Below are 20,752 nucleotides of genomic sequence, written 5' to 3'. Positions count from 1 at the left end.
CAAAGGGTTGGGCGGCGCGCAAGACGGCGAGGGGCAGAGCGGCATGAAGACGGCGATCGAACGCCTCGCGCGGGCCATGGCGATCCTTGGTGGTATCGTCATGGTGGCGCTTGTTCTGCTGACCTGCGTGTCCGTGTTTGGGCGTGGTCTGAACTCTATGGGTCATTCCGGCTGGCTGACATCGTTGTCCCAAAGCTTTGCCGATGGTTTGATCGCCAGCGGCGTTGGGCCGGTGACCGGGGATTTCGAACTGGTCGAAGCGGGAATCGCGTTTTCGATCTTTGCCTTTCTGCCGATTTGCCAGCTTTATGCGGGCCACGCGACGGTGGATGTGTTCACGTCGCGGCTTTCCGGTAAGGCCAATGCGTGGTTGATCGCGTTCTGGGACGTGGTGCTGACCCTGGTGATCTGGCTGATCACGTGGCGGCTCTGCGCCGGCTTGCTGGATAAGATGGGCAATGGCGAGACCACTTTCCTGCTGCAATTTCCGATCTGGTGGGCCTATGGGGCCAGTTTCGTGGCCGCCGCAGTGGCGTCGGTTACTGCGCTTTACTGCTCGGTGGGGCGTGTGACCTATGCGGCGACAGGGCGGTCGATCCTGCCGGAATCGGGGGCGGACGCGACATGAGCATGCTCGAGCTGGGTATCTGGTCTTTTCCGGTGCTGCTGGTGCTGATCTTTCTGCGCGCGCCCATTGGGCTGGCGATGATGCTGTGCGGGATTGGCGGGTTGTGGCTGGCGTTGGGCAGTCCCGACGTGGTTCTGGGGCGGTTGAAGTCGGAGACATATTCTACGTTTTCCAGCTATTCGCTGTCGATTATTCCGATTTTCTTGTTAATGGGGCAGTTCGCGACGCTGTCAGGCATGTCGCAGGCCTTGTTCAAGGCGGCGGAGTCATGGCTGGGCCATCGCAGAGGGGGCGTTGCGATGGCCTCGGTCGGGGCCTGTGCGGGGTTCGGCGCGATCTGCGGGTCGTCGCTGGCGACCGCGGCCACAATGAGCCGGGTGGCGCTGCCGGAGTTGCGGCGCAATGGCTATTCCGGCGGGTTCTCGACCGCGACTTTGGCGGCGGGTGGCACGCTGGGCATCCTGATCCCGCCGTCGGTGATCCTCGTGATCTATGCGATCCTGACCGAACAGAACATTGCCAAGCTGTTTCTGGCGGCGTTCATTCCCGGCGTTTTGGCCGCCATCGGCTATATGATCACGATTTCGCTGTATGTGCGTCGGCACCCCGAAGCAGCGGGGCATCGTGACCCTGTGCATTATGGCGCGCGGATGCGGGCGTTGATCGACGTGTGGCCTGTCTTGCTGGTGTTCGGGCTGGTGGTCGGCGGGATTTACCTTGGTTGGTTCACGCCGACCGAAGGCGCGGCTGTGGGGGCTGCGGGCACAGGGCTGATTGCGCTGCTATCGGGCAACCTGAGCTGGGACGTGTTCAAGCAGAGCATCATCCAGTCCGCTGTTAGCACCGCGATGATCTTTTTCATCGTGCTGGGGGCGGCGTTCTACAACGGGTTTCTGGCGCTGACGCAGGTGCCGCAGGAATTGTCGAACTGGGTGGTTGAGATGGGACTCAGCCCATTCATGGTGCTGTCGCTGATCCTTCTGTTCTATCTTGTCTTTGGCTGCCTGATGGACAGCCTGTCGATGATCCTGCTGACCATTCCGATCTTCTTCCCGGTGATCTCGGTCATGGATTTCGGCTTTGTCGATCTGGGAGTGATGCAGGCGGATGCGGCGCGCGAGGTGTTGGCGGCGGGTGTCCCCGAGGGGATGACGCAAGATATGCTGGGGTCGATCAATGCGGCAATCGCGGGCGGGGTTGAGCTGACCCGCGAGCAGATGCAGGCCTTGGATATTCGCGTCACCCAAGGCATGGCGAACCGGATCGAGGCCGAATGGGTGGCGATCTGGTTTGGTATCCTCGTCCTGATCGTTGTCGAAGTGGGGCTGATCACGCCGCCGGTAGGGATGAACCTGTTCATCATCAATTCGATGGATCGCAACACCCCGATGATGGAGACCTACAAGGCGGTGATCTGGTTTGTCGCGTCGGATCTGGTGCGGGTCATCCTGCTGGTTTTGTTCCCGGCGATCACGCTTTTCTGGCTGTACTGACCAGACACCTGCGCATCTGCGCACAGATATTTCATGGATTCGCGCAGGAATAGATCTGGCAAACTGAACCGATCAGTTTAGATAGAGGCAAGATTAAAGGGAACGTCATAGGACATAGGTCGTTCTCCTTGTGCTGATGCGCCATTCGTGGAGTTCTCTCATGGGCCGCTTGTTCGTCTTTCTGATCCTCATTCTCAGCCCTCTTGCGGTTACGGCGCAGGACATGCGGCTTGCAAAGATCATCGAAGTGCAATCGGCCGATGGTGCCGTAACGCGGCAGTTCTTCGGCCATGTGGTGGCGCGGGAGACTGTCGATCTGGCGTTTCAGGTCGGCGGGCAGATCGTCAAGTTGCCATTGATCGAAGGCGCGCGGATTGAAAAGGGCACGGTGGTGGCGCAGCTTGATCTTGAGCCGTTCGAGCTGGCATTGGATCAGGCGCGGGTGCAGAAGGATCAGGCCAACCGGACGGTGGAGCGCTTGCAGAAATTGCAGGGCAGTACCGTGAGCCAAGTGTCGGTGGACGATGCCGAAACCTCGTTGCAACTGGCTGATATCGCGGTTCGCAATGCCGAGCGTGAGTTGAACAACGCGACGCTGCTGGCGCCATTTGACGCGTTGGTCGCGGCACGGAATGTGGCGAATTATTCAACTATTGCGGCAGGGACACCCGTTGCACGGTTGCACGACATGTCCGATCTTCGGATCGAAATCGAGGTCCCTGAAGTGCTGTTTCAGCGCGCAGGTACCGACCCCAGCATAGAACTGTGGGCGCAGTTTCCCACGCAGGATACCCGCTATCCCGTAACGCCGCGCGAGTTCAACGCCGAGACCTCGCAGGTCGGTCAGACCTATCAGATCACCTTGGGCATGACGCCGCCCGAGGGGCAGACTATCCTGCCGGGATCGTCAGTGACAGTGTATGCCACGCTGAACGGTGGATCGCCGGACATCATCATTCCTGCGTCGGCGGTCAGCACGACGAATGACGGCGGTACAACCGTGATGGTGTTTACGCCGACAGGTGCGGACGAGGGCACAGTGGCCCGACACCCCGTGACGGTCGAGCCGACCATTCGCGGGGATGTGCGCGTGACAGACGGGTTGGAGCCGGGGGAAGAGATCGTTGCCAGCGGGGCCAGCCAATTGACCGACGGGGATCGCGTAAAGCGGTTCACCGGGTTCTCGAACTGAGTGCTGGGCCATGAATATCGCGAAATCCTCGATTGACCGCCCGATCATCACGTGGCTCATCATGCTGGCTGCCCTGCTGGGGGGTATCTGGGGCTTTTTTGCTTTGGGCCGTTTGGAAGATCCGGCTTTTACCATCAAGACCGCCGTCGTGGTCACGGAATACCCCGGTGCCAGTGCGCAGCAGGTGGCGCGAGAGGTGACGGAGCCTCTGGAATCCGAGATCCAGAAGATGTCGGAGGTCAAAGAAGTCCGGTCGGTGAACCAGCCCGGTCTGTCACGCATCAGCGTTGATATGAAAGACCAGTATGACGGCGAAGAACTGCCCGAGATCTGGACCAAGCTTCGCAACCGGGTGACTGCGGCGCGCCTTCCTTCGGGAACGGGGCGGCCATTTGTGAATGACGGATTCGGGGATGTGTTCGGCATCTATTATGCGGTGACCGCGCCGGGGTTTACCGATGCCGAGATTTACGAGCTGTCCACATTCCTGCGGCGCGAATTGTTGACCGTCGAGGGTGTGGCGGATGTGGCGCTGTCGGGTGTGCCGAACGAGGTGATCTATGTCGAACCGGACCTTGTTCTAAGCACCAACCTCAACATCCCGCCCACGGCCATTCAAAGCGCGCTCACAACTGCCAATTCGGTTGTAGATGGCGGCTCGATTCAAGATGTGGATGGGCGCACGCTGATCCAAGGGCCGGATGGGTATGATACGGTGCAAGAGATTGCCGGTCTGACCGTTGGCGTCGGTGGTGAGGTTCTTAACCTTTTCGACTTTGCCGATGTGCGTCGCGCCCGCGAGGACACGCCGGACCTGATCATCCGTCACAACGAGGTCGAGGCGTTCACGCTTGGGATCGCCGGAATCGGTTCAGAGAATATCGTCGATGTGGGCAAGCGCGCCGATGCCAAGCTGGCCGAGTTGGCGCCGCAAATTCCCGTGGGGGTCGCGCTGGAGCCGATCTATCAGCAACACGTGGTAGTCGAGGAAGCGTCGAACGCGTTTTTGATCAACCTTGCCATGTCGGTCACCATCGTTGTGATCGTGCTGGCTTTGTTCATGGGGTGGCGGGCTGCGGTTGTTGTCGGCGTGACTCTGCTTTTGACGGTTGTGGGCACGCTGTTCTTCATGGCGCTCTTTTCGATCGAGATGGAACGCATTTCCTTGGGTGCGCTGATCATCGCAATGGGGATGCTGGTGGACAACGCCATCGTTGTGGCCGAGGGGATGCAGATCGCCATGCGCCGGGGCAAAGACAGCCGCGCGGCGGCGGATGAAGCGGCAAGCAAGACGCAGATCCCATTGCTTGGGGCGACCGTGATTGGGATCATGGCCTTTGCGGGCATCGGTCTCAGTCCCGACGCGACGGGAGAATTCCTGTTCTCGTTGTTCGCAGTGATCGGGATTTCCCTGCTGCTGTCGTGGGTGCTGGCACTGACGGCGACACCGCTGTTGGGGCACTATTTCTTCAAACGCGGTGCTGCGGGAGATGATGATGCCTATGGCGGCCTGATGTTCCGTCTTTACGGGTCGGTCCTGCGCGGCGCGCTGCGGGCGTGGTGGCTGGTGATCGTCGGTCTGATAGGGATCACGGTTGTCTGCTTCATGCTGTTCGGCCAGATCAAACAGCAGTTCTTTCCTGACAGCAACACGCCACTGTTCTTCGTGCATTACAAGCTGGAGCAGGGCGCGTCGATCCACGAGACCTCGCGTGATCTGATGGTATTTGAAGATTGGCTGGCCTTGCAGGACGACGTGGTGTCGGCCTCTGCCTTTGTCGGGCGCGGTGCGGATCGGTTTATGCTGACCTATCAGGCCGAAGATCCGAACCCGAGCTATGGCCACATCATCGTGCGGACCAACTCCATCGAAGAGATCGCGCCGCTGATCGACGAGCTTGAGATGTTCGCGGCCGAAAACCTGCCGCAGGGTGAGTTCCGCGCCAAGCGTCTGGCCTTTGGCCCCGGTGGTGGTGATCCAATTCAAGTGCGGTTCTCTGGGCCGGATGCGGTGGTCCTGCGCGATCTGGCGGATGAAGCGATGGCGCGGTTCACGGCGGCGTCGGATAACATCGTCGCGCCGCGCATTGACTGGCGCGAACAAGAGCTGGTGCTCAAGCCGGTTTATGCGACTGACCGCGCGCAGGAGGCTGGGGTCACCCGCGACGACATCACGACCATCCTGCGCTTTGCGACAACGGGTATCGACGCTGGTGTCTACCGCGAGGGCGACCGTCAGATCCCCATCGTGTTGCGGGCCGATCCCGAGGTGGAGCTCGCGCTGACCGATCACGTGGTCTATTCGCAGAACGCCCAAAGCTTTGTGCCGCTGGAACAGGTGACAGACGGTCTTTCATTCGAAGCGCAGAACACGCTCCTGATGCGGCGCGACCGGCTTTTGACGATCACCGTGGGCGCCGATGTCGTCAAAGGGTTGACCGCGGCACAGGTGCAGGCCGAGGTGACCGACGCCATCGAGGCCATGGAGATGCCACCCGGCTACAAGATGGAATGGGGCGGAGAGCTGGAAAGCTCGTCCGACGCGCAGGCCAGCCTTGGGCGGCAATTGCCGATGAGCCTGATCATCATGGTGGTGATTTCCGTGCTGCTGTTCAACGCGCTGCGGCAACCGCTGATCATCTGGCTTTTGGTGCCCATGTCCGTGAACGGCGTCAGTCTGGCGCTGTTGGGCACCGGGTTTCCGTTCACCTTCACCGCATTGCTGGGGCTGCTGTCGCTGTCTGGGATGCTGATCAAGAACGGCATCGTTCTGGTGGAAGAGATCGACATCGTGCGCGCCGAAAAGCCGGATCAGGACTTGCAAACGTCCATCGTAGAGGCCTCAACCTCGCGTCTGCGCCCCGTCGTTCTCGCAGCGGCCACGACCATTCTGGGGATGCTGCCGCTGATCTGGGACGCGTTTTTCCGGTCGATGGCGGTGACGATCATGGGCGGTCTTGCCTTCGCATCCGTGCTGACGCTCGTGGCAGCCCCGGTGTTCTACTATGCGTTCTTCAAGCGGGCAGAGGGTGGCTGAGTTGAGAGTGTGTAGCTGATCGCGTCTCGGATCTAACTCTTGCTTTGGGCGCAGGCACGTTCGAGAGCGGCGCCTTGGCTGGCGCGTAGTGCATAGCCGCGCCGGGGAAATGTTTCGATCACGTTGCTGGCCTCGGGGGTGACGGAAGCGAACTTTCGGCGGATGCGGCAGATGTGAATATCCACTGCCTTATCGAACGGTTGGTATTCCGCAAGGCCGTAGAGCAATTCAAAGATCGCGGTGCGGGGCAGGACGCGTCCCTGATTGGAGGCGAGAAGGCAGAGCACCGCATGTTCCTTGGCTGACAGCTTAACCGGCAGCGACATAAACTCCGGATCGCGCCCGTCGAGATACACCGTAAGCGGTGTCTGAAGGGCACTTGGGTTTCAGCTTGACGGCTGGAAGTTCCAAGGAAGCAACTCGTCGATGCGGTGTTGCGGATGTCCGGCCGCAATGGCTTCGAGCGTAGCCTTGAGATAGGCGAAAGGCTCGATGGCGTTGATCTTGGCGGTCTCGATCAGGGATGCGATGCGGCCCCATGCCTTGCCCCCCTCGTCATGACCGGCGAACAATGCGTTTTTCCTGTTCAAAGCAATCGGCCTGACCAGATTTTCGACCTTGTTGGAGTCGATCTCGACGCGTCCGTCCGTCAGGAAGGTCTGCAAACCATCCCAGTGTCGGTGGATGTAGGCAAGCTTCTCTCCGAGGCGCGATTTGGCCGAGATGCGCAGGCGCTGCGCTTGTAGCCAGATGCCGAAGGCTTCGACCAGTGGCGCGGATCGTGCCTGGCGCGCTGACAGGCGCTGGCCCGGGGACGTGTCGCGGATGTCTTTCTCGACGGCATAGATTCCTGCGATCTGGCGCAGGCCCTCGGCGGCGATCTCGGAACCATCGCGATCGAAGATTTCCTTGAGCTTGCGACGCGCATGCGCCCAGCAATGGGCGACAACGATCGGATCACCGCCCTTGCGGTCAGGGCGCGTCAGCCGGTTGTAGCCCTGGTAGCCATCGAGTTGCAGCGTGCCGTTGAAGCCGGTCAGGAATTTCTCGGCATTCTCCCCGCGGCGATCGGGAGCATAGAAAAAGACGACCCCGGGGGGATCATCGCCGCCCCATGACCGATCATCGCGCGCCAGAGCCCAGAGGTAGCCTGTTTTTGTCCGCCCGCGGCCCGGATCGAGGACCGGCGCCGTGGTTTCGTCCATGAACAGCTTCGTGGATGTCTTCAGGTGCTCGGCCAGCCGGTCCACGATGGGTCCAAGGTGGAAAGCTGCCACACCGACCCAATCAGCCAGCGTCGAGCGGTGAATGTCGATGCCAGAGCGGGCGAGGATCTGTGATTGTCGGTAGAGCGGGGCATGGTCCGCATATTTGCTGACCAGAACATGCGCGATGGCGCCTTCGGTTGGGAGCCCGCCCTCGATCAGCCATGCGGGCGTCGGTGCTTGTGTGACCCCATCGGTGCAGGTGCGGCAGGCATATTTTGGGCGGACCGTCACGATCACACGGCACTGTGCCGGGACGATGTCGAGCCGCTCGTTGCGGTCCTCGCCGATCCTGTGCATCTGCCCGCAACCACAGGGGCACATCAGGCTGTCGGGTTCGACTACCTGCTCGATGCGTGGCAAACCGGCGGGCAGGTTGCCGCGGTTGCGCCTGGCCACTCGCTTTCGCTTGGGCTTGTCGTCTCCGGGCGTCTGCACCTTCTTTTGTTCACGGGCCTCGGCGACGGCAGCTTCAAGATCCTCGAAGGTCAGCTGGCGATCATCTTCGCTGAGCTTCTCGGACTTCTTGCCGTGGACCACCTGGTTCAGCTCGGCCACCAGATGCTCAAGACGTTTGACGATGTCCTCCAGCTCCGCGGCCCGCGCAGCTTTTGCCTTCAAGGCCTCAAAAGCTACGCGGTATTCCGGTGGCAGGACGGACAGATCGAGGTCTTTGGCAGCGGCGCTCATGATCAGTATTATACACTGGGATCAAAGCCATGATCCCTGCATTCGTCGCCCCGAGTCACTCCGCCGCAGCTGGTGGGCGGGTCTCCAGCGCCTTGACCTTGCGCCAGTCCAGCCCGGAAAAAAGCGCCTCGAACTGTGCGTGGTTCAGCGCCATCATTCCGTCCTTGATCGTGGGCCAGGTGAAGGTCGTGTCCTCGAGCCGTTTGTAGGCCATGACCAGACCGCTGCCGTCCCAATAGAGAAGCTTCAGCCGGTCCAAGCGCTTGGCCCGAAACAGGAACACTGTCCCGGTGAACGGATCTTTGCGGAGCACGGTCTGCACCATGGCTGTCAGCCCGTCGTGTCCTTTTCTGAAGTCAACCGGCTGCGTTGCCACCAAAATGCGCACACGGTTCGAAGGGAAGATCATGCGCCACCCCCAAGCGCACGCACGATGTCCCCAATCCGGGCTGCAGGCGTGGCACCGTCCAGCCGGACAGAAACCGATCCAGCTACGATCTCGATTGCCCTACTCGCCGAACCCGTATCTTCCGCCGATGGCGAACTTTCGACATCGAACATCACCAACGGGGCGAAGTCCGTGTCAGCCTCTGGCGCGGGCAAAACAAGTTCACCATCCTTGGCCAGCCGCCGCCATCCCGACAGGTGGTTCGGGCGAAGGTTATACTTGCGCGCAACGTCATTCACCGTTGCTCCAGGCACCAGCGTTTCTGCCACGATCCGCGCTTTCACACGATCTGGCCACCGTCGGCTCCCGGTCCGTGAGACCTCAACGCCCAAACGCGTGAGAAACTCGTTCGTAGTCTCCATGGCGAAACTCACCTCCTGTTATCCAACAGGGCGTGAGTCTCAAATCACAAGGATCAAGAGAAGGTGGGCGCCACACAGCGCTTACGATACACCACCAGATCTCCGATTGTGATGTCATTGCGGGCCAGGTTGTTGCGCCGCCGGAAAATGGTTCTCAGGTGGGCGGCGATCTCAACCTCATGAAACGGCTCCGCCAGGATGTCACAGGCACCAGCATCAAGCAGGGCTGCATCTCTTTCAGGGGCGCGTCCTTCGACGAGAATGAGAATGGGATTCTCGCACCCGGTCCGACGCAGCGCGATCACCAGATCGAGCGTGCTGTCCTGATACCCCAACACTACGGGTATGCAGCGTGAGGCTTCTGTGCTTAGGCCGGCCAATCCCCGCACGGCTGCGGCTGAGGGAAGTAGTTCGTGTTGGACCTTTACGTTCGACAAAGATTGGAGAAACCTTTGCTGCCTGTCAACGGCGGAGTAAAATTAGGCCACGGGGCGGCGCAAAACTGGGCCACTTTGGGTTTACGCGGGACGCGGGTGATGAGCGGCGGCCAGTCAGCCGCGCTCTCCATGTAGCTGGCGGGTGACTGGCCGCCTTGGACCGTCAGGTCCAAGTCTGGGCTTTGGATCAGTTGATGTTTTCGCCGGGCTTGCGTGCGCGGCTTTGCGCGAGGCGATAGCTTTCGCCGTTCATCTCGAGGATGTTGACGTGGTGGGTCAACCGGTCGAGGAGCGCGCCGGTCAGCCGCTCGGTGCCGAAGGTCTCGGTCCATTCATCGAAGGGCAGATTGCTGGTGATCAGCGTGGCGCCGCGCTCGTAGCGCTGGGAGATCATCTCAAAAAGCAGCTCGGCGCCGGTCTTGGACAGGGGCACGAATCCGAGCTCGTCGATGATCAGCAGCTTCACGGCAGCCATCTGCTTCTGGACGCGCAGCAGCCGACGTTCGTCTCGCGCCTCCATCAGCTCGTTGACCAGCGCGGCGGCGGTGGTGAAGCTGACAGACATGCCCTTCTGGCAGGCTGCCAGTCCCAAGCCCAGTGCAATGTGGGTTTTGCCGGTTCCGCTGGGCCCGAGGGCGATCACGTTCTCACGCCGGTCGATCCATTCGCAACGCCCCAGTTCCAGCACCTGCATCTTGTTCAGCTTCGGGATCGCCTTGAAGTCGAAGCTGTCGAGGCTTTTGGTGGCCGGGAACTTCGCGGCCTTGATGCGGCGCTCGACCATCCGCCGCTCGCGGTCAATGAGTTCCAGTTCCACGAGGCGCGACAGGAACTGGACATGGTCCAGTCCTTCGGCGGCGCATTGACGCGCAACCTTCTCGTGCTCCCGCAAGAATGTGGGCAGCTTCAGCGTCTTCAGATGGTGGGCAAGCAGGATCTTCGGGGCCTCGGTCATTCCGCCGCCTCCGACATCAAGGCCATGTAGCTGGCCGCCCGCGTCGTCTCGACATTCGCCCGCGGCAAGTAGGGGTAGACATCGAGATCAAGCCTCGGGGGGCGCTTCTCCACCTGACAAAGCACGAGGTGCTTCACGGCGTCGAAGCCGACCGCGCCCAGCTTCAGGGCCTTCTTCACGGCGGCATGCAGGTCATCCATCTCGAAGGTCTCGAGCAGACGCAGCACCTGCACATACTCGCGGCGCCCCATCTTGAGCATGCGCGCCTCCATCAGGCGGCGCAAAGTCTGGAACTCTTCGGGCAGGTCCCATTCCGCCAAGGGTGCGGCCTGGTCCAAGGCATTGATCTTGCGCTCGATCAGCGGGAGGTAGTGAACCGGATCAAAGATCATGTCCTCGCGATCGTAACAGCGCGGGTGTCGGGCGATCACCTCCCCGCGACAGCCGATCACGACCTCATCGACATAGCCGCGGATCCAGACATCCTGGTGGCCATAGGCGACCGGGACCGAGTAATCGTTGGTGTCATAGCGCACGAGAGACTGCGAGCTGACCCTGCCGCCCGCTTGGTCGCAGGCGTCGAACGGGGCGGCAGGCAGGGGGCGCATCGCGACCAGATCGCGCTGCAACCTCTCACCGATCGTCTCCTTGTGACCCCGAAGAATGCGCGTCAGGCGTGCGCGGCACTGCCCTTCAAGGTCTGCGTTGAAATCGTCCCAACTGGCAAAGTGGGGGATCGGCACCATGTGGTTGCGGCGGGCGTAGCCGACCATCCCCTCGACAGCGCCCTTGTCGTTCCCCTTCCCGGGCCGACCATAGCGATCCCGAAACAGGTAATGCGACTGCAAGCCGCTGAACAGCGCGGCGCGGATGCGCGTGCCGTCCGGTTGGATCTTCGACACCAGGCAGCGGTCGTTGTCGTAGAGCACCGACTGCGGCACCCCGCCGAAGAAGTCAAACGCGCGGACATGGCCGTCTATCCAGGCCTCCGCCGTCGCCGCTGGATAGGCCCGGACGAAATAGGCATCGCTGTGCGGCAGGTCCATGACGAAGAAGTGCGCCTTCTGCTCGACACCGCCGATGACGACAACCGCTTCGCCAAAATCGGCCTGAGCATGGCCCGGCGGATGAGCCAGCGGCACAAACATCTCCCGGGTCCGCCGCTCGCGATCACGCACGTAATCCTTGACGATCGTATAGCCTCCGGTGAAGCCGTGCTCGGCCTGAAGCCGTTCCCATATCCGCTTGGCCGTATGACGCTGCTTGCGATGCACGACCTTGTCGGCTTCAAGCCAGGCGTCAATGAACTCGGTGAACCCGTCCAGCTTCGGCCGCCTGATCGGCTTGTCCCGCCGGTAGCCAGGCGGCACCGAAAAGGCCAACATCTTATCAACCGTCCCACGCGAAATGTTGAAATGCTTCGCCGCCGCCCGCGCGCTCATGCCCTCGGAACACGCCAAGCGAACCTTCTTGTAAAGTTCCACGGTATAGATCTCCCCGCCCTCCCTGCCGATGCAAGAAGGGAAAAGTGGCAGGATTTTACTCCGCCCGCAGCGAGACTATCCCGCCGCTACCATGGCCTAATTTTGCATCGCCGTTTCCATCTGCCGCCCGAAACTGCGCTTGTGATGCTGGCAGGCGTCTATTACGGCGCGGAATATGGCGGGTCGATCGCGTCGATCCTGTTGAACATCCCCGGCACGCCGTCTGCGTCGGTGACCTGCCTTGACGGATATCCGATGGCACGCGATGGCCGTGCTGGTGTTGCCTTGTTTTCGACCGCGATCGCGTCGTTCTTCGGGGCCATTTTCGGAGTTGTGGTGATGGTTCTCCTGTCGCCGGCGTTGGCTGAGTTTGCCCTGTTGTTCGGGCCTGCAGAATATTTCGCGGTCATGGTGCTGGGGCTTGTTGCTGCGTCAGTGGTGAGCACTTCCGGTGCGCTGCGCGGCGTGATGATGGTCTGTCTTGGCATTTTGTTGGGCACAGTGGGCGTCGACATCAATTCCGGCGAAACGCGGTTTGTCGTGGGGATGCCCGAGCTGCGCGACGGGGTCAGCCTTGTTGTGGTGGCCATGGGGCTTTTCGGGATTTCCGAGGTCATGGTGTCGGCGCGTGGTGCCACGCGTTCCTACGCGACCGAGCGGATTTCCATGAGCAAGTTCCTACCGACACGGGCGGAATGGCTGCGCAGCGTCGGTCCCGCAATTCGTGGATCAGCCGTCGGATCATTCTTCGGCACGCTGCCGGGCACCGGGCAGACAGTCGCGTCGTTCGTTGGCTATGCCTTGGAAAAACGCATCTCGCCTCGGGGGGACAAGTTCGGCACAGGCCAGATCGAAGGCGTGGTCGTGCCTGAGGCGGCCAACAACGCTGCGGCGCAAACAGCTTTTATCCCGACGCTGACGCTGGGCATCCCCGGATCGACAACGATGGCGCTGATGCTGGGCGCCTTGATGATTCACGGGATCACGCCGGGACCGCGTCTTATCTCAGAGCATCCAGAGCTGTTCTGGGGCCTGATCGTGAGCTTTCTGTTCGGCAACTTGTTTCTGCTGATCCTGAACATCCCGCTGATCGGTCTTTGGGTCCGCTTGCTGCGGGTGCCGCATTATTACCTGTATCCGACCGTCGTCGTCCTGATCTGCGTGGGCGTTTACAGCATCGACAATTCGATCTTCGACATTTGGATGACCCTCGCGTTCGGTGTGCTGGGCTATGTGCTGCGGCTTTTCCGCTTCGAGCCTGCGCCACTGCTTATCGGGTTCGTTCTTGGGCCGATGATGGAAGAGTTCTTCCGCCGTGCCATGCTGTTGTCGCGCGGTGACCCGATGGTCTTTCTTGAACGCCCCGGCAGCGCTGTTCTTTTGGGGATCGCGCTGCTGTTGTTGCTGGCAACGGCGATCCCGCGTCGGCTCCTGCCATGGGCACGCGCATCGGAAGTCTCCGAGTGACCCCGCGTGGCGGCACGTGACGATGTAGAATTCAGAATGTGGATTGAGCGCGACGCATTAACGGGACCAGCACATCCGAAACACTGAGGACTGGCTCGACCTCCGCATTAGTCTTCTGCATCCAAAGGCGGATCGGGTTGGAACCAAAACGGGATTTTCCAAGTCAGGCAGTGATACGTTTACTTGCTGCCAGTGGGCGGCAAGCACGGCCTGAACGGAAATGGTCATGGAGCGGAGCACCCGTGATTGAATGCGTTGCTCAGCCCAAGCGGATCAGTTCTGATAGAACGTCCGAGCGGTGGACCATGCCAAGCACCGTTCCAGCGTCGCAGACGGGAAACACTCGATGTGGGTGCAGCAGGAACATCTCGGCGGCGCGGATCAGGTCGTCTTGGGGATGAAGTGTGATGATGTCCCGACTCATGTGGTCTTCGACACGGCCTGTCCATTCCCGGTAGTAGCTGGCGTGTAGCGCCGAACGAAAACAGTCCTTCTGTGTCAGTAAGCCAACAAGCCGACCATCTTCACCAACGACCGGAGCGGCGGCTGTGCGAGCTTTCACCAACGCTGCGGCGGCGCTTCGGATGGATGTATCGGGTTGCAGCAGCGGAAACTCGGGCCGCATGACCGCGGTGATGTGCGTCAGTGTCATTCAGCGGGGCCTCCTGCCTTGCGACGGCGCAGCGGGCAGTCTGCGCATCGCGTCTCGGGGTTTTTGTCGGCCGCGCTGCATGGGGTCAGGGCAGGTCCGCGACCAAGCATGAGACCAAGGCTCAGCCCGCCTGCGGCCAAGCTGATGATGGCAAGGGCAAGGATCACTTCCAGCATGTTTCTGCCTTTCTCATGACAGCACCGCAGCGATCCCGCCGGTTTCGACCTGCCGCAGACCGGTGCCGGTGTCGAAAAGGAAAACCGCCGGGATGTCCTGAGTGCGTGCGATCTCTGGCCCTGCAGCGTCGCCTGCTGCGAAGAGCGCCGTCGCCCAGCCATCGGCCATCATCGCATCCGTGGCCATCACCGTGACAGACCGCAATTTGCCGGCGACCGGATGGGCTGTCGCCGGGTCCATGATGTGTCCCCACACCTGTCCGTTTCGGCCATAGCCCTGCGCGCCAAGCCCGGAGGTTGCCACGGACAGACCTGCAGGAAGATGCAGAACTGTGTCGGTTGGCTGGCCGGTCAGAGGATTTTCGATGGCCACGCGCCAGTCGCGACCTTCGGGGTGTTGACCGAGTGCGTATAATTCGCCTCCGAGGTCAAGCAACGCGGAACCGATGCCATGCGCGCGGGCAAGATGCGCTGCGCGGTCCAATGCGCGCCCCTTGGCAATGCCACACAGGTCGAGCGTGAGATCGGGGTCGGTCTTGGAGAGCCTTCCCTGCCTGAGCGAAAGGCCGCGCCAATTCGGAGTGGCGCCGTGCGTGATCGGGCCGAATCCCCAGCGCGCTACCAGAGGGCCAACCGTCGGATCGAAGGCCCCGTCACTGGATGCGGCCAAGTCCAGTCCGGCCTGCGTTACGCGGGACAACTCGGGGCTGGCATCAACACCTTTAGGGTCACTGTTGAAGCGTGAAATCGCACTGTCGGCGCGCCACGGGGACAAGTCCTTGTCGATCTTGTCAAACAGAGCCGTGATCTCAGGACCCAGACCTTTGAGAGCGGCAGGATCATCGCCACTGATTCCCCAGGACGTGCCAAAAGCTTGGCCTGAAGCATGGTGCAGGCCTGATGCCTGCAAAAGAGCCGGTGTTGCCAAGGAGGCAGTCAGTCCAGCAAGGAATGTTCGGCGCGATGGAAGGTGTCTGTTCATGTCTCAGGCTCCGAAATCATCGTAGAAGATACTGTCGGGATCGACGCCCAGCCGGTCCAGTGTCGCCAGAACGGCCGAGATCATCACAGGTGGACCGCAAAGGTAATATTCGCACTCTTCAGGCGCCGGGTGATCGGCGAGTTCTGCGCGCAGGATTTCATGGATAAAGCCAGTGGCACCTGACCAACGGTCGCCCGGCGCGGGGTCGGACAGGGCCGGGGTCCAGCTGAAATTCTGGTGTCCAGCGGCGAGCGTTTGGAATTCGTCGGTATAGAAAAGGTCGGCGGCAGTTCGTGCGCCGTAGAAATAGCGAATCCGTCTGTTTGTGCCGTGCCCCAGTTCCTGATGGATCATCGCACGCAGCGGGGCCATGCCCACGCCTCCGCCGATATAGACCATTTCGCGGGTGGTCGGCTTGACGTGGAACTCGCCGAACGGGCCCGATGTCATCACGACATCGCCGGGCTCCAGGCTGAACAGCCATGACGACACAAGGCCGGGCGGTACATCGGTTTCGCGTCCAGCGGGGGGCACGGCGAGCCGGATGTTGAAGACTGCTGTGCCTGCGTCTTCGGGGCGGCTGGCCAGGGAATAGGCCCGTGTCGTGGAGATGTCCGAGGCGACTCCGAGTGCGCGCCAGCCTGCGATCTTCCATGTCTCGTGGAAGGGTTCCGGTACATCGAGGGTGGAAAAGTCTAGATTGAAGGGTGGGGCGGTGATCTGCATGAAATCGCCAGCGTGAAACGCGGTCGGACGATCGTTTGGCAGATCCAGCACGATCTAACGGATCAACGGAGCGAGCATGCGGGTCGAGACGACCGAACAGGCAAACCCGCCCCCGGCGCTCAGGATGCTGTCGGGAACGTCGACGGCGCAATTGCCGCGCAGATTGGTCTGGCAGGCCAATCGCACATGGTCCCGTCGTTCCTTTGGCGACAAGACGCCCCGCTCGGTCGCCTGAGCTGTTCCTGCGCCATCTCCGGTGACCGTCACGCGGCACATGCCGCAGGTGCCTTTGCCACCGCAGGCCGCCGGAACGGGAATGTCGGCTGCGTGCAATGCATCCAGCAGTTTTTCGCCACGCTTTGCGGGCACATGACGGTTGCCATTCACCTGCACATCCAGCGCTTCGGCAGGGATCAGCCGGTTTCTCAGGATCAGCAAAGCGGTGGCAAGGCCAAGGACAAGCAGAACGATCACACCACTGGCGAAGGCAATCTCGGTCATGGCGACACCGCCATTTGCGCAAAGGAGGCAAAGCCCAGTGACATCAGCCCGGTCAGGACAAATGCGATGCCCAAGCCTCGCAACCCGTTCGGCAGATCCGCATAGGCCAGACGGGACCGCACTGCGCCCAACATCGCGACCGCCAAAGCAAAGCCAAGCCCGCTCCCCACACCAAACATCGCCGATTCCGCCAGCGTATAAGATCGGTCCACCATGAAAAGGCTGCCCGCGAGGATCGCGCATTGCACGGTAAGCAATGGCAGGAACGACCCGAACGCGGCGTGGATTGTCGGGAAAAAGCGGTCCAACAGCATTTCGAGCAATTGCACTGTTGCGGCGATCACTCCGATGAATGCGATCAGCGACAGGTAGGATAGGTCAAGCTCAGGGCGCCCGGCCCAGGCCCATGCGCCCGGTGCCAGCACGCCATGATAGATCAGCCAATTGAGCGGCACGGTCACACCCAGAACCCCGATCATCGCAAAGCCAAGACCGATGGCGCTTTCGGGACGTTTTGACAGTGCAAGAAAGGTACACAGCCCAAGAAACAGCGTGAGCGGCATGTTGTCGACAAAAGCCGCGGACAGGAAGAGCGTCCAAAGTTCGGTCATTCAGCAGCCCTCACCGTGGCGGGGGGCACATGTTCGGGGGCTTCGGCCTGTTCGGGCAGCAGGGACCGCACGGCCCAGACGACACCGCCCAGCAGGAAAAAGGCGGACGGGGCCAGTAGCATAAGGCTCAGTGGGGTGAACCAACCACCCGCATCGGCAAGCGGCAGCACCTGCCAGCCAAACAATTGCCCGCGTCCGAACAGTTCGCGAATGCCGCCAAGGACGATCAAGATAACGGAGTATCCCACCCCATTGCCAAAGGCATCCACAGCGGCGGGCAGGGGCGGGTTGTGGCGGGCGAACGCTTCGGTCCGGCCCAGAACAAGGCAATTTGTGGTGATCAGGCTGACATAGATCGACAAGGCGCGGCTGATCTCTGCCAGATAGGCCTGCAGTATCTGGTCAATGACGATCACCAGCGATGCGACGATGACGATCTGCACGATCAGGCGGATCGTGTCTGGCAGGTGGCGGCGGATCAGGCTGATGATCACGGCAGACAGGGTCAACACCACCGTCAGCGACACGGACATGGTCACCGCCGTCGCCAGAGACGTGGTCACCGCCAGCGCCGAACAGATCCCTAAGATTTGCAGCGTGACCGGGTTTTGCCGGATGAGCGGTGCGGTCAGAGTGCCAAGGATATCAGCGCGTTTGGCCATGTCAGAACTCACCGCGCTCTATGGCGCGCAAAAGCGGGCCGTAGCCATCGGGGCCAAGCCAAAAATTGACCATGTTCGAGATGCCGCGCGTGGTGCGTGTCGCTCCGGTGATGCCATCGACCTGATGGATGCCTGACGCTTCGCCACGGGCGGTGGCAAACCGCAGGTTTCCAGCGTCATCATGCAGTTGAGTGCCAGGAAAGCTTGCCTGCCATGAGGGGTCTTCGATCCGCCCGCCAAGGCCGGGGGTTTCGGAATGCTGGGTGATCGCAATGCCTGCGACAGTGTTCATGTCGCCTTCGATGGCAAGGATCGCGTCGATCCGCCCACCATAGCCCTGTCCGGTCATCGGCAGGAGCACGAGCGAAATCGCCTCGCCCTGACGCAGCAAAAAGATCTGCGCGTAATCCGGTCGCTGACCAAGCCCCGCCAGATCCGCACCTTGCTCCAACGTCGTCCAGTTCTGCGTGTCCGCCAAAGTTGCGTCCAGTGTCGCCGCCGTTACATCTTCCGCTGCGCGCCCGTCTTCAAGCGCGATCACCACGGTCGACAGGCTGCCCCCCGATTGTTCGAGAAGGTCAGCCATGCCCGGCACACCGCGCACCAGCGACTCGATCCTGGCCTGTTCCTCGGCGGCGCGGTTGGCAGCCTGAATCGGCCGCAGCAGCACGGTTGCGCCGCTGACCATCAGCGCACACACCGCCGAGACCAGAAACGCCATGGCAAGCGTCTTGGAGCGGCTTTCGTTGGGCAGGGCAAGGAACCGCCGCCAGGGGTTGCGATCAGTATCGGCCATGTCGCCTCCGTCTTTGGGCATACCAGTGTGCCAGTGCCAATTCGTCCAGCAGCGGTGCTGCCAGTGACGCCAGAAGTGCCGCCGCAACAGCAATCTGAACAGGGGCGGCCCCCTGCCAACCTGTTGCGAAAAGGACCACTAGCGCGATGAACAGCAGCCCGTTCAACCAGCGGCCCAAGGCGGTGGACGCGCTCGTGACCGGATCGGCGACCAGCAGCACCAACACAACGCCCGCCGCCGGCAAGACCGTCGCTGGCAAGACGCCGAACCCGAAAGACACCGCCGCGCCGATGGTCGCGCCAAGAACAAGACCTGCTGGCATGACACCGGCCATCACGCCGATCACTGCCGCCGGGATGGCGGCCCACGCCACCGGAACAAGGATCTCGGGCCAAGCATAAGCCGGAAAGCCAAAGCCCAGAAAGGCCAGCGTCACGGTCGCCGGGTTCACCACATTGCGCCCCCAACCACCAAAGACCAGTTCGCCCATCACTGTGCCAAAGCTTATGCCAAGGATTAGCCGGACCGCGCCCAGCTCTTCGGGGGCCAGCATGGCGACGCTCAAGGCGGTGATTGCTGCAGACAGCGAAATCGGCTGCGCCCGCGCCAGCAGGAACACAAGCTGCCATACCGCGATCACCAGCAGGGCAAGTGCAAACCGTTGCAGATCGTTGATGCCGCCGAACCAGAGCCAGAACAGGGCCAATGGCAGGTAGGCCGCAAGTAGGAGCACAACCACTGTCTCACGTGTCCAGAGCCCTCGGTTCATGCGGCAAACTCCGTCTTGATCCGCTCGAGCATGCCCCGCAGCAAAACTGCCAGATGCGCCTCTGCGCCCAGAACGTAATCCGCAAGGGCGACATCTTCTTCCAACAGCGACAGCACACCCATCTTGAGCGCAGTTTCGTCATCGCCTGCGCTTAGGGCGCGCAGAAATACGGCGGCCGGAAGACGGCCGGCGAAGGCCTGATCAAGCGCAGCCGTTGGGATCATTGGTTTGGGGCGGGCCGAGCGGGTGAGTGCTGCAACAAGCCAATGCGGTGCGCCATCTGAAGCTTCGGGTGTAAAGGCTGTGACCTGCCGATGGCGCGGTGCCAACCAGCGTGCCGCGTGCCCATCCAGCGATGAACCGGACCAAAGCCTGTGTGGCCCCGGTCTGACATGGCGGAATGTCAACGCGCGCAAGTCCGCACCGATTTGGGTCCGCACCATACGCCCTGTTTTCAAGGCCGATCCACCGACATGCACCAGCCGTGTCTGGGGCAGGGCTCCGGTATGGAGCAAATCGCCCAAGGCGGCCACGTCTTCGGCGTTCACATCCCAAACCGGAGTGGCAATCCCGGCCGGGTATTCTGCATGGACAAGCAGCCCTGCAGACGCTTGCGGGTGTCGCGGGCCCGTTATGACCACCTGCAGGCGGGGCGCGTCGTCTGTATCGGCAAGTGCCGGACCCGGGGCTTGGCACAAAAGCACGCGCCCTTCCGTCAACCGCGACAGCGCACGGCACCCGCGGCGAAAGGCGTCTTCATGGCCTTCCAGTGCCCGTCTGGGATCAGGCGCATGGGGGCGCGTGTCTGCGGCCAAGATGAAGATCGCGGCGGGCCGCTCTGCCGCATTGGGCATACCGCCAAAGGGGCGCCGTCCGATCCGTGGCCAGAACCCGGCGCGCTGCATCAGGCGGCGCAGCCCTGCTTCGGTTTGCGCGTCCGTGGTATCGTGGGTGATGCTGTCGCCACCACCTTCGCGAAAGAGCACGATCTCAGAAAGCCGGTGTCCGCTTAACAGCTCTGTTCGTGCCACACGTCCCGCCATCGGGGCGACAAAACAGATGTCAGTCTGGGTGCTGTGGCAGGCGACCGGCGCGCCCTGGGCCACAAACGCACCATCCTCCACAACAATCGAAACACGCGGCGCCGTACCGTGCGGCGGTCGGAGACCGGCCTCGTCGGTGATAATATCCTCGACATCCTGCGCATCGTCGAGCGCCGGATACGCAGGAACCATGAGGCCGGATCGAAAACCAAGCTGAGACATGCATGTTTGTTAACACGGGAATGCAGAGCGTCGTTTGATCTGTCGCAAACCGCATGGCGATGTCGCGTGTTAGGCTGGTCGGTGAATTCCCCGTTGTCGCAAACACCGGAGTAGTCGCGATGCTTTTAAATCAAAGAAGTTCTTTACCAGTCGT

General features: G+C 61.5%; 22 protein-coding genes. 5 read left to right on the top strand and 17 right to left on the bottom strand.

Features of this window, described 5'->3' with window-relative positions:
* The first annotated feature begins 43 nt into the window (after window positions 1-43).
* The 4 genes from ACK3EW_RS13410 (at window position 44) to ACK3EW_RS13395 (ending at window position 6,350) form a co-directional block, all read left to right on the top strand.
* A complete protein-coding gene (locus ACK3EW_RS13410; RefSeq protein ID WP_493806626.1) occupies window positions 44-628 on the top strand; it encodes a TRAP transporter small permease in 585 nt (194 codons plus the stop codon).
* The gene (locus ACK3EW_RS13405) at window positions 625-2,121 is read left to right on the top strand and encodes a TRAP transporter large permease (RefSeq protein WP_493806625.1); all 1,497 of its coding nucleotides are present in this window, start codon (window positions 625-627) and stop codon (window positions 2,119-2,121) included. The genes ACK3EW_RS13410 and ACK3EW_RS13405 overlap by 4 nt, the downstream gene beginning before the upstream one ends.
* 160 nt (window positions 2,122-2,281) lie before the next feature.
* Entirely contained in the window at window positions 2,282-3,313 is a 1,032-nt protein-coding gene (locus ACK3EW_RS13400; protein ID WP_493806624.1) for an efflux RND transporter periplasmic adaptor subunit, read from the top strand.
* 10 nt (window positions 3,314-3,323) lie between these two features.
* A complete protein-coding gene (locus ACK3EW_RS13395) occupies window positions 3,324-6,350 on the top strand; it encodes an efflux RND transporter permease subunit (RefSeq protein WP_493806623.1) in 3,027 nt (1,008 codons plus the stop codon).
* Between the two features lie 32 nt (window positions 6,351-6,382).
* On the opposite strand, the gene ACK3EW_RS13390 is transcribed toward ACK3EW_RS13395, so the two are convergent.
* The 7 genes from ACK3EW_RS13390 to istA all read right to left on the bottom strand — a co-directional run bounded on the left by ACK3EW_RS13390 (window position 6,383) and on the right by istA (window position 12,000).
* On the bottom strand, window positions 6,383-6,706 hold the full coding sequence (locus ACK3EW_RS13390) for a winged helix-turn-helix domain-containing protein (protein ID WP_493806622.1): 324 nt from the start codon (window positions 6,704-6,706) through the stop codon (window positions 6,383-6,385).
* A 30-nt stretch (window positions 6,707-6,736) separates the two neighbouring features.
* A complete protein-coding gene (gene tnpC, locus ACK3EW_RS13385; RefSeq protein ID WP_301070747.1) occupies window positions 6,737-8,305 on the bottom strand; it encodes an IS66 family transposase in 1,569 nt (522 codons plus the stop codon).
* A 55-nt stretch (window positions 8,306-8,360) separates the two neighbouring features.
* Entirely contained in the window at window positions 8,361-8,714 is a 354-nt protein-coding gene (gene tnpB / locus ACK3EW_RS13380; protein ID WP_301070749.1) for an IS66 family insertion sequence element accessory protein TnpB, read from the bottom strand.
* Window positions 8,711-9,115, bottom strand: a complete 405-nt coding sequence (gene tnpA, locus ACK3EW_RS13375; protein WP_301070753.1) for an IS66-like element accessory protein TnpA — start codon at window positions 9,113-9,115, stop codon at window positions 8,711-8,713. Before tnpA ends, tnpB begins: the two co-directional genes overlap by 4 nt.
* Before the next feature lie 53 nt (window positions 9,116-9,168).
* Window positions 9,169-9,453: a hypothetical protein gene (locus tag ACK3EW_RS13370; protein WP_493806621.1), complete on the bottom strand. Its 285-nt coding sequence runs from the start codon at window positions 9,451-9,453 to the stop codon at window positions 9,169-9,171.
* Window positions 9,454-9,739: 286 nt separating this feature from the next.
* On the bottom strand, window positions 9,740-10,507 hold the full coding sequence (istB, locus tag ACK3EW_RS13365; RefSeq protein WP_493806540.1) for an IS21-like element helper ATPase IstB: 768 nt from the start codon (window positions 10,505-10,507) through the stop codon (window positions 9,740-9,742).
* A complete protein-coding gene (gene istA / locus ACK3EW_RS13360; protein WP_493809682.1) occupies window positions 10,504-12,000 on the bottom strand; it encodes an IS21 family transposase in 1,497 nt (498 codons plus the stop codon). The genes istB and istA overlap by 4 nt, the downstream gene beginning before the upstream one ends.
* A 93-nt stretch (window positions 12,001-12,093) precedes the next feature.
* On the opposite strand from istA, the gene ACK3EW_RS13355 reads away from it, so the two are divergent.
* Window positions 12,094-13,458: a tripartite tricarboxylate transporter permease gene (locus ACK3EW_RS13355; RefSeq protein WP_493806620.1), complete on the top strand. Its 1,365-nt coding sequence runs from the start codon at window positions 12,094-12,096 to the stop codon at window positions 13,456-13,458.
* A gap of 259 nt (window positions 13,459-13,717) precedes the next feature.
* On the opposite strand, the gene ACK3EW_RS13350 is transcribed toward ACK3EW_RS13355, so the two are convergent.
* Genes ACK3EW_RS13350 through ACK3EW_RS13305 form a run of 10 tightly spaced genes read right to left on the bottom strand, consistent with a single transcriptional unit; the run spans window position 13,718 to window position 20,598 of the window.
* On the bottom strand, window positions 13,718-14,110 hold the full coding sequence (locus ACK3EW_RS13350; protein WP_493806619.1) for a CBS domain-containing protein: 393 nt from the start codon (window positions 14,108-14,110) through the stop codon (window positions 13,718-13,720).
* Window positions 14,107-14,286 carry a hypothetical protein gene (locus tag ACK3EW_RS13345; protein ID WP_493806618.1) on the bottom strand — a complete coding sequence of 60 codons (180 nt, stop codon included), beginning with the start codon at window positions 14,284-14,286 and terminating at the stop codon, window positions 14,107-14,109. The genes ACK3EW_RS13350 and ACK3EW_RS13345 overlap by 4 nt, the downstream gene beginning before the upstream one ends.
* Before the next feature lie 13 nt (window positions 14,287-14,299).
* Complete coding sequence (locus ACK3EW_RS13340; protein ID WP_493806617.1) at window positions 14,300-15,268, bottom strand: FAD:protein FMN transferase; 969 nt, start codon at window positions 15,266-15,268, stop codon at window positions 14,300-14,302.
* 3 nt (window positions 15,269-15,271) lie between these two features.
* Window positions 15,272-15,994 (bottom strand): NADH:ubiquinone reductase (Na(+)-transporting) subunit F, encoded by a 723-nt coding sequence (locus tag ACK3EW_RS13335; protein WP_493806616.1) that lies wholly within the window; start codon window positions 15,992-15,994, stop codon window positions 15,272-15,274.
* Between the two features lie 54 nt (window positions 15,995-16,048).
* Window positions 16,049-16,495, bottom strand: coding sequence for a 2Fe-2S iron-sulfur cluster-binding protein (locus ACK3EW_RS13330; protein ID WP_493806615.1), 447 nt, complete (start codon window positions 16,493-16,495; stop codon window positions 16,049-16,051).
* Window positions 16,492-17,106 (bottom strand): NADH:ubiquinone reductase (Na(+)-transporting) subunit E, encoded by a 615-nt coding sequence (nqrE, locus tag ACK3EW_RS13325; protein WP_493806614.1) that lies wholly within the window; start codon window positions 17,104-17,106, stop codon window positions 16,492-16,494. Before nqrE ends, ACK3EW_RS13330 begins: the two co-directional genes overlap by 4 nt.
* Window positions 17,103-17,768 (bottom strand): NADH:ubiquinone reductase (Na(+)-transporting) subunit D, encoded by a 666-nt coding sequence (locus ACK3EW_RS13320; RefSeq protein ID WP_493806613.1) that lies wholly within the window; start codon window positions 17,766-17,768, stop codon window positions 17,103-17,105. Before ACK3EW_RS13320 ends, nqrE begins: the two co-directional genes overlap by 4 nt.
* 1 nt (window position 17,769) lies before the next feature.
* Entirely contained in the window at window positions 17,770-18,564 is a 795-nt protein-coding gene (locus tag ACK3EW_RS13315; protein WP_493806612.1) for an FMN-binding protein, read from the bottom strand.
* The gene (locus ACK3EW_RS13310) at window positions 18,551-19,333 is read right to left on the bottom strand and encodes an RnfABCDGE type electron transport complex subunit D (protein ID WP_493806611.1); all 783 of its coding nucleotides are present in this window, start codon (window positions 19,331-19,333) and stop codon (window positions 18,551-18,553) included. Before ACK3EW_RS13310 ends, ACK3EW_RS13315 begins: the two co-directional genes overlap by 14 nt.
* Entirely contained in the window at window positions 19,330-20,598 is a 1,269-nt protein-coding gene (locus ACK3EW_RS13305; protein ID WP_493806610.1) for a Na(+)-translocating NADH-quinone reductase subunit A, read from the bottom strand. Before ACK3EW_RS13305 ends, ACK3EW_RS13310 begins: the two co-directional genes overlap by 4 nt.
* Window positions 20,599-20,752 lie beyond the last annotated feature (154 nt).

Source organism: Marivita sp. NO-S04 (genome assembly GCF_059070475.1).
This window is presented reverse-complemented; position numbering and strand designations above follow the sequence as displayed.

Bases quoted from the DNA above. Each gene is read 5' to 3' on its own strand.
- ACK3EW_RS13350 (WP_493806619.1), bottom strand. From the start codon at position 14,110: ATGACACTGACGCACATCACCGCGGTCATGCGGCCCGAGTTTCCGCTG.
- tnpA (WP_301070753.1), bottom strand. From the start codon at position 9,115: ATGGAGACTACGAACGAGTTTCTCACGCGTTTGGGCGTTGAGGTCTCA.
- ACK3EW_RS13400 (WP_493806624.1), top strand. From the start codon at position 2,282: ATGGGCCGCTTGTTCGTCTTTCTGATCCTCATTCTCAGCCCTCTTGCG.
- ACK3EW_RS13340 (WP_493806617.1), bottom strand. From the start codon at position 15,268: ATGAACAGACACCTTCCATCGCGCCGAACATTCCTTGCTGGACTGACT.
- ACK3EW_RS13305 (WP_493806610.1), bottom strand. From the start codon at position 20,598: ATGTCTCAGCTTGGTTTTCGATCCGGCCTCATGGTTCCTGCGTATCCG.
- ACK3EW_RS13335 (WP_493806616.1), bottom strand. From the start codon at position 15,994: ATGCAGATCACCGCCCCACCCTTCAATCTAGACTTTTCCACCCTCGAT.
- istB (WP_493806540.1), bottom strand. From the start codon at position 10,507: ATGACCGAGGCCCCGAAGATCCTGCTTGCCCACCATCTGAAGACGCTG.
- ACK3EW_RS13320 (WP_493806613.1), bottom strand. From the start codon at position 17,768: ATGGCCAAACGCGCTGATATCCTTGGCACTCTGACCGCACCGCTCATC.
- ACK3EW_RS13410 (WP_493806626.1), top strand. From the start codon at position 44: ATGAAGACGGCGATCGAACGCCTCGCGCGGGCCATGGCGATCCTTGGT.
- ACK3EW_RS13405 (WP_493806625.1), top strand. From the start codon at position 625: ATGAGCATGCTCGAGCTGGGTATCTGGTCTTTTCCGGTGCTGCTGGTG.
- nqrE (WP_493806614.1), bottom strand. From the start codon at position 17,106: ATGACCGAACTTTGGACGCTCTTCCTGTCCGCGGCTTTTGTCGACAAC.
- ACK3EW_RS13395 (WP_493806623.1), top strand. From the start codon at position 3,324: ATGAATATCGCGAAATCCTCGATTGACCGCCCGATCATCACGTGGCTC.
- tnpB (WP_301070749.1), bottom strand. From the start codon at position 8,714: ATGATCTTCCCTTCGAACCGTGTGCGCATTTTGGTGGCAACGCAGCCG.
- ACK3EW_RS13330 (WP_493806615.1), bottom strand. From the start codon at position 16,495: ATGACCGAGATTGCCTTCGCCAGTGGTGTGATCGTTCTGCTTGTCCTT.
- ACK3EW_RS13315 (WP_493806612.1), bottom strand. From the start codon at position 18,564: ATGGCCGATACTGATCGCAACCCCTGGCGGCGGTTCCTTGCCCTGCCC.
- ACK3EW_RS13345 (WP_493806618.1), bottom strand. From the start codon at position 14,286: ATGCTGGAAGTGATCCTTGCCCTTGCCATCATCAGCTTGGCCGCAGGC.
- tnpC (WP_301070747.1), bottom strand. From the start codon at position 8,305: ATGAGCGCCGCTGCCAAAGACCTCGATCTGTCCGTCCTGCCACCGGAA.
- ACK3EW_RS13310 (WP_493806611.1), bottom strand. From the start codon at position 19,333: ATGAACCGAGGGCTCTGGACACGTGAGACAGTGGTTGTGCTCCTACTT.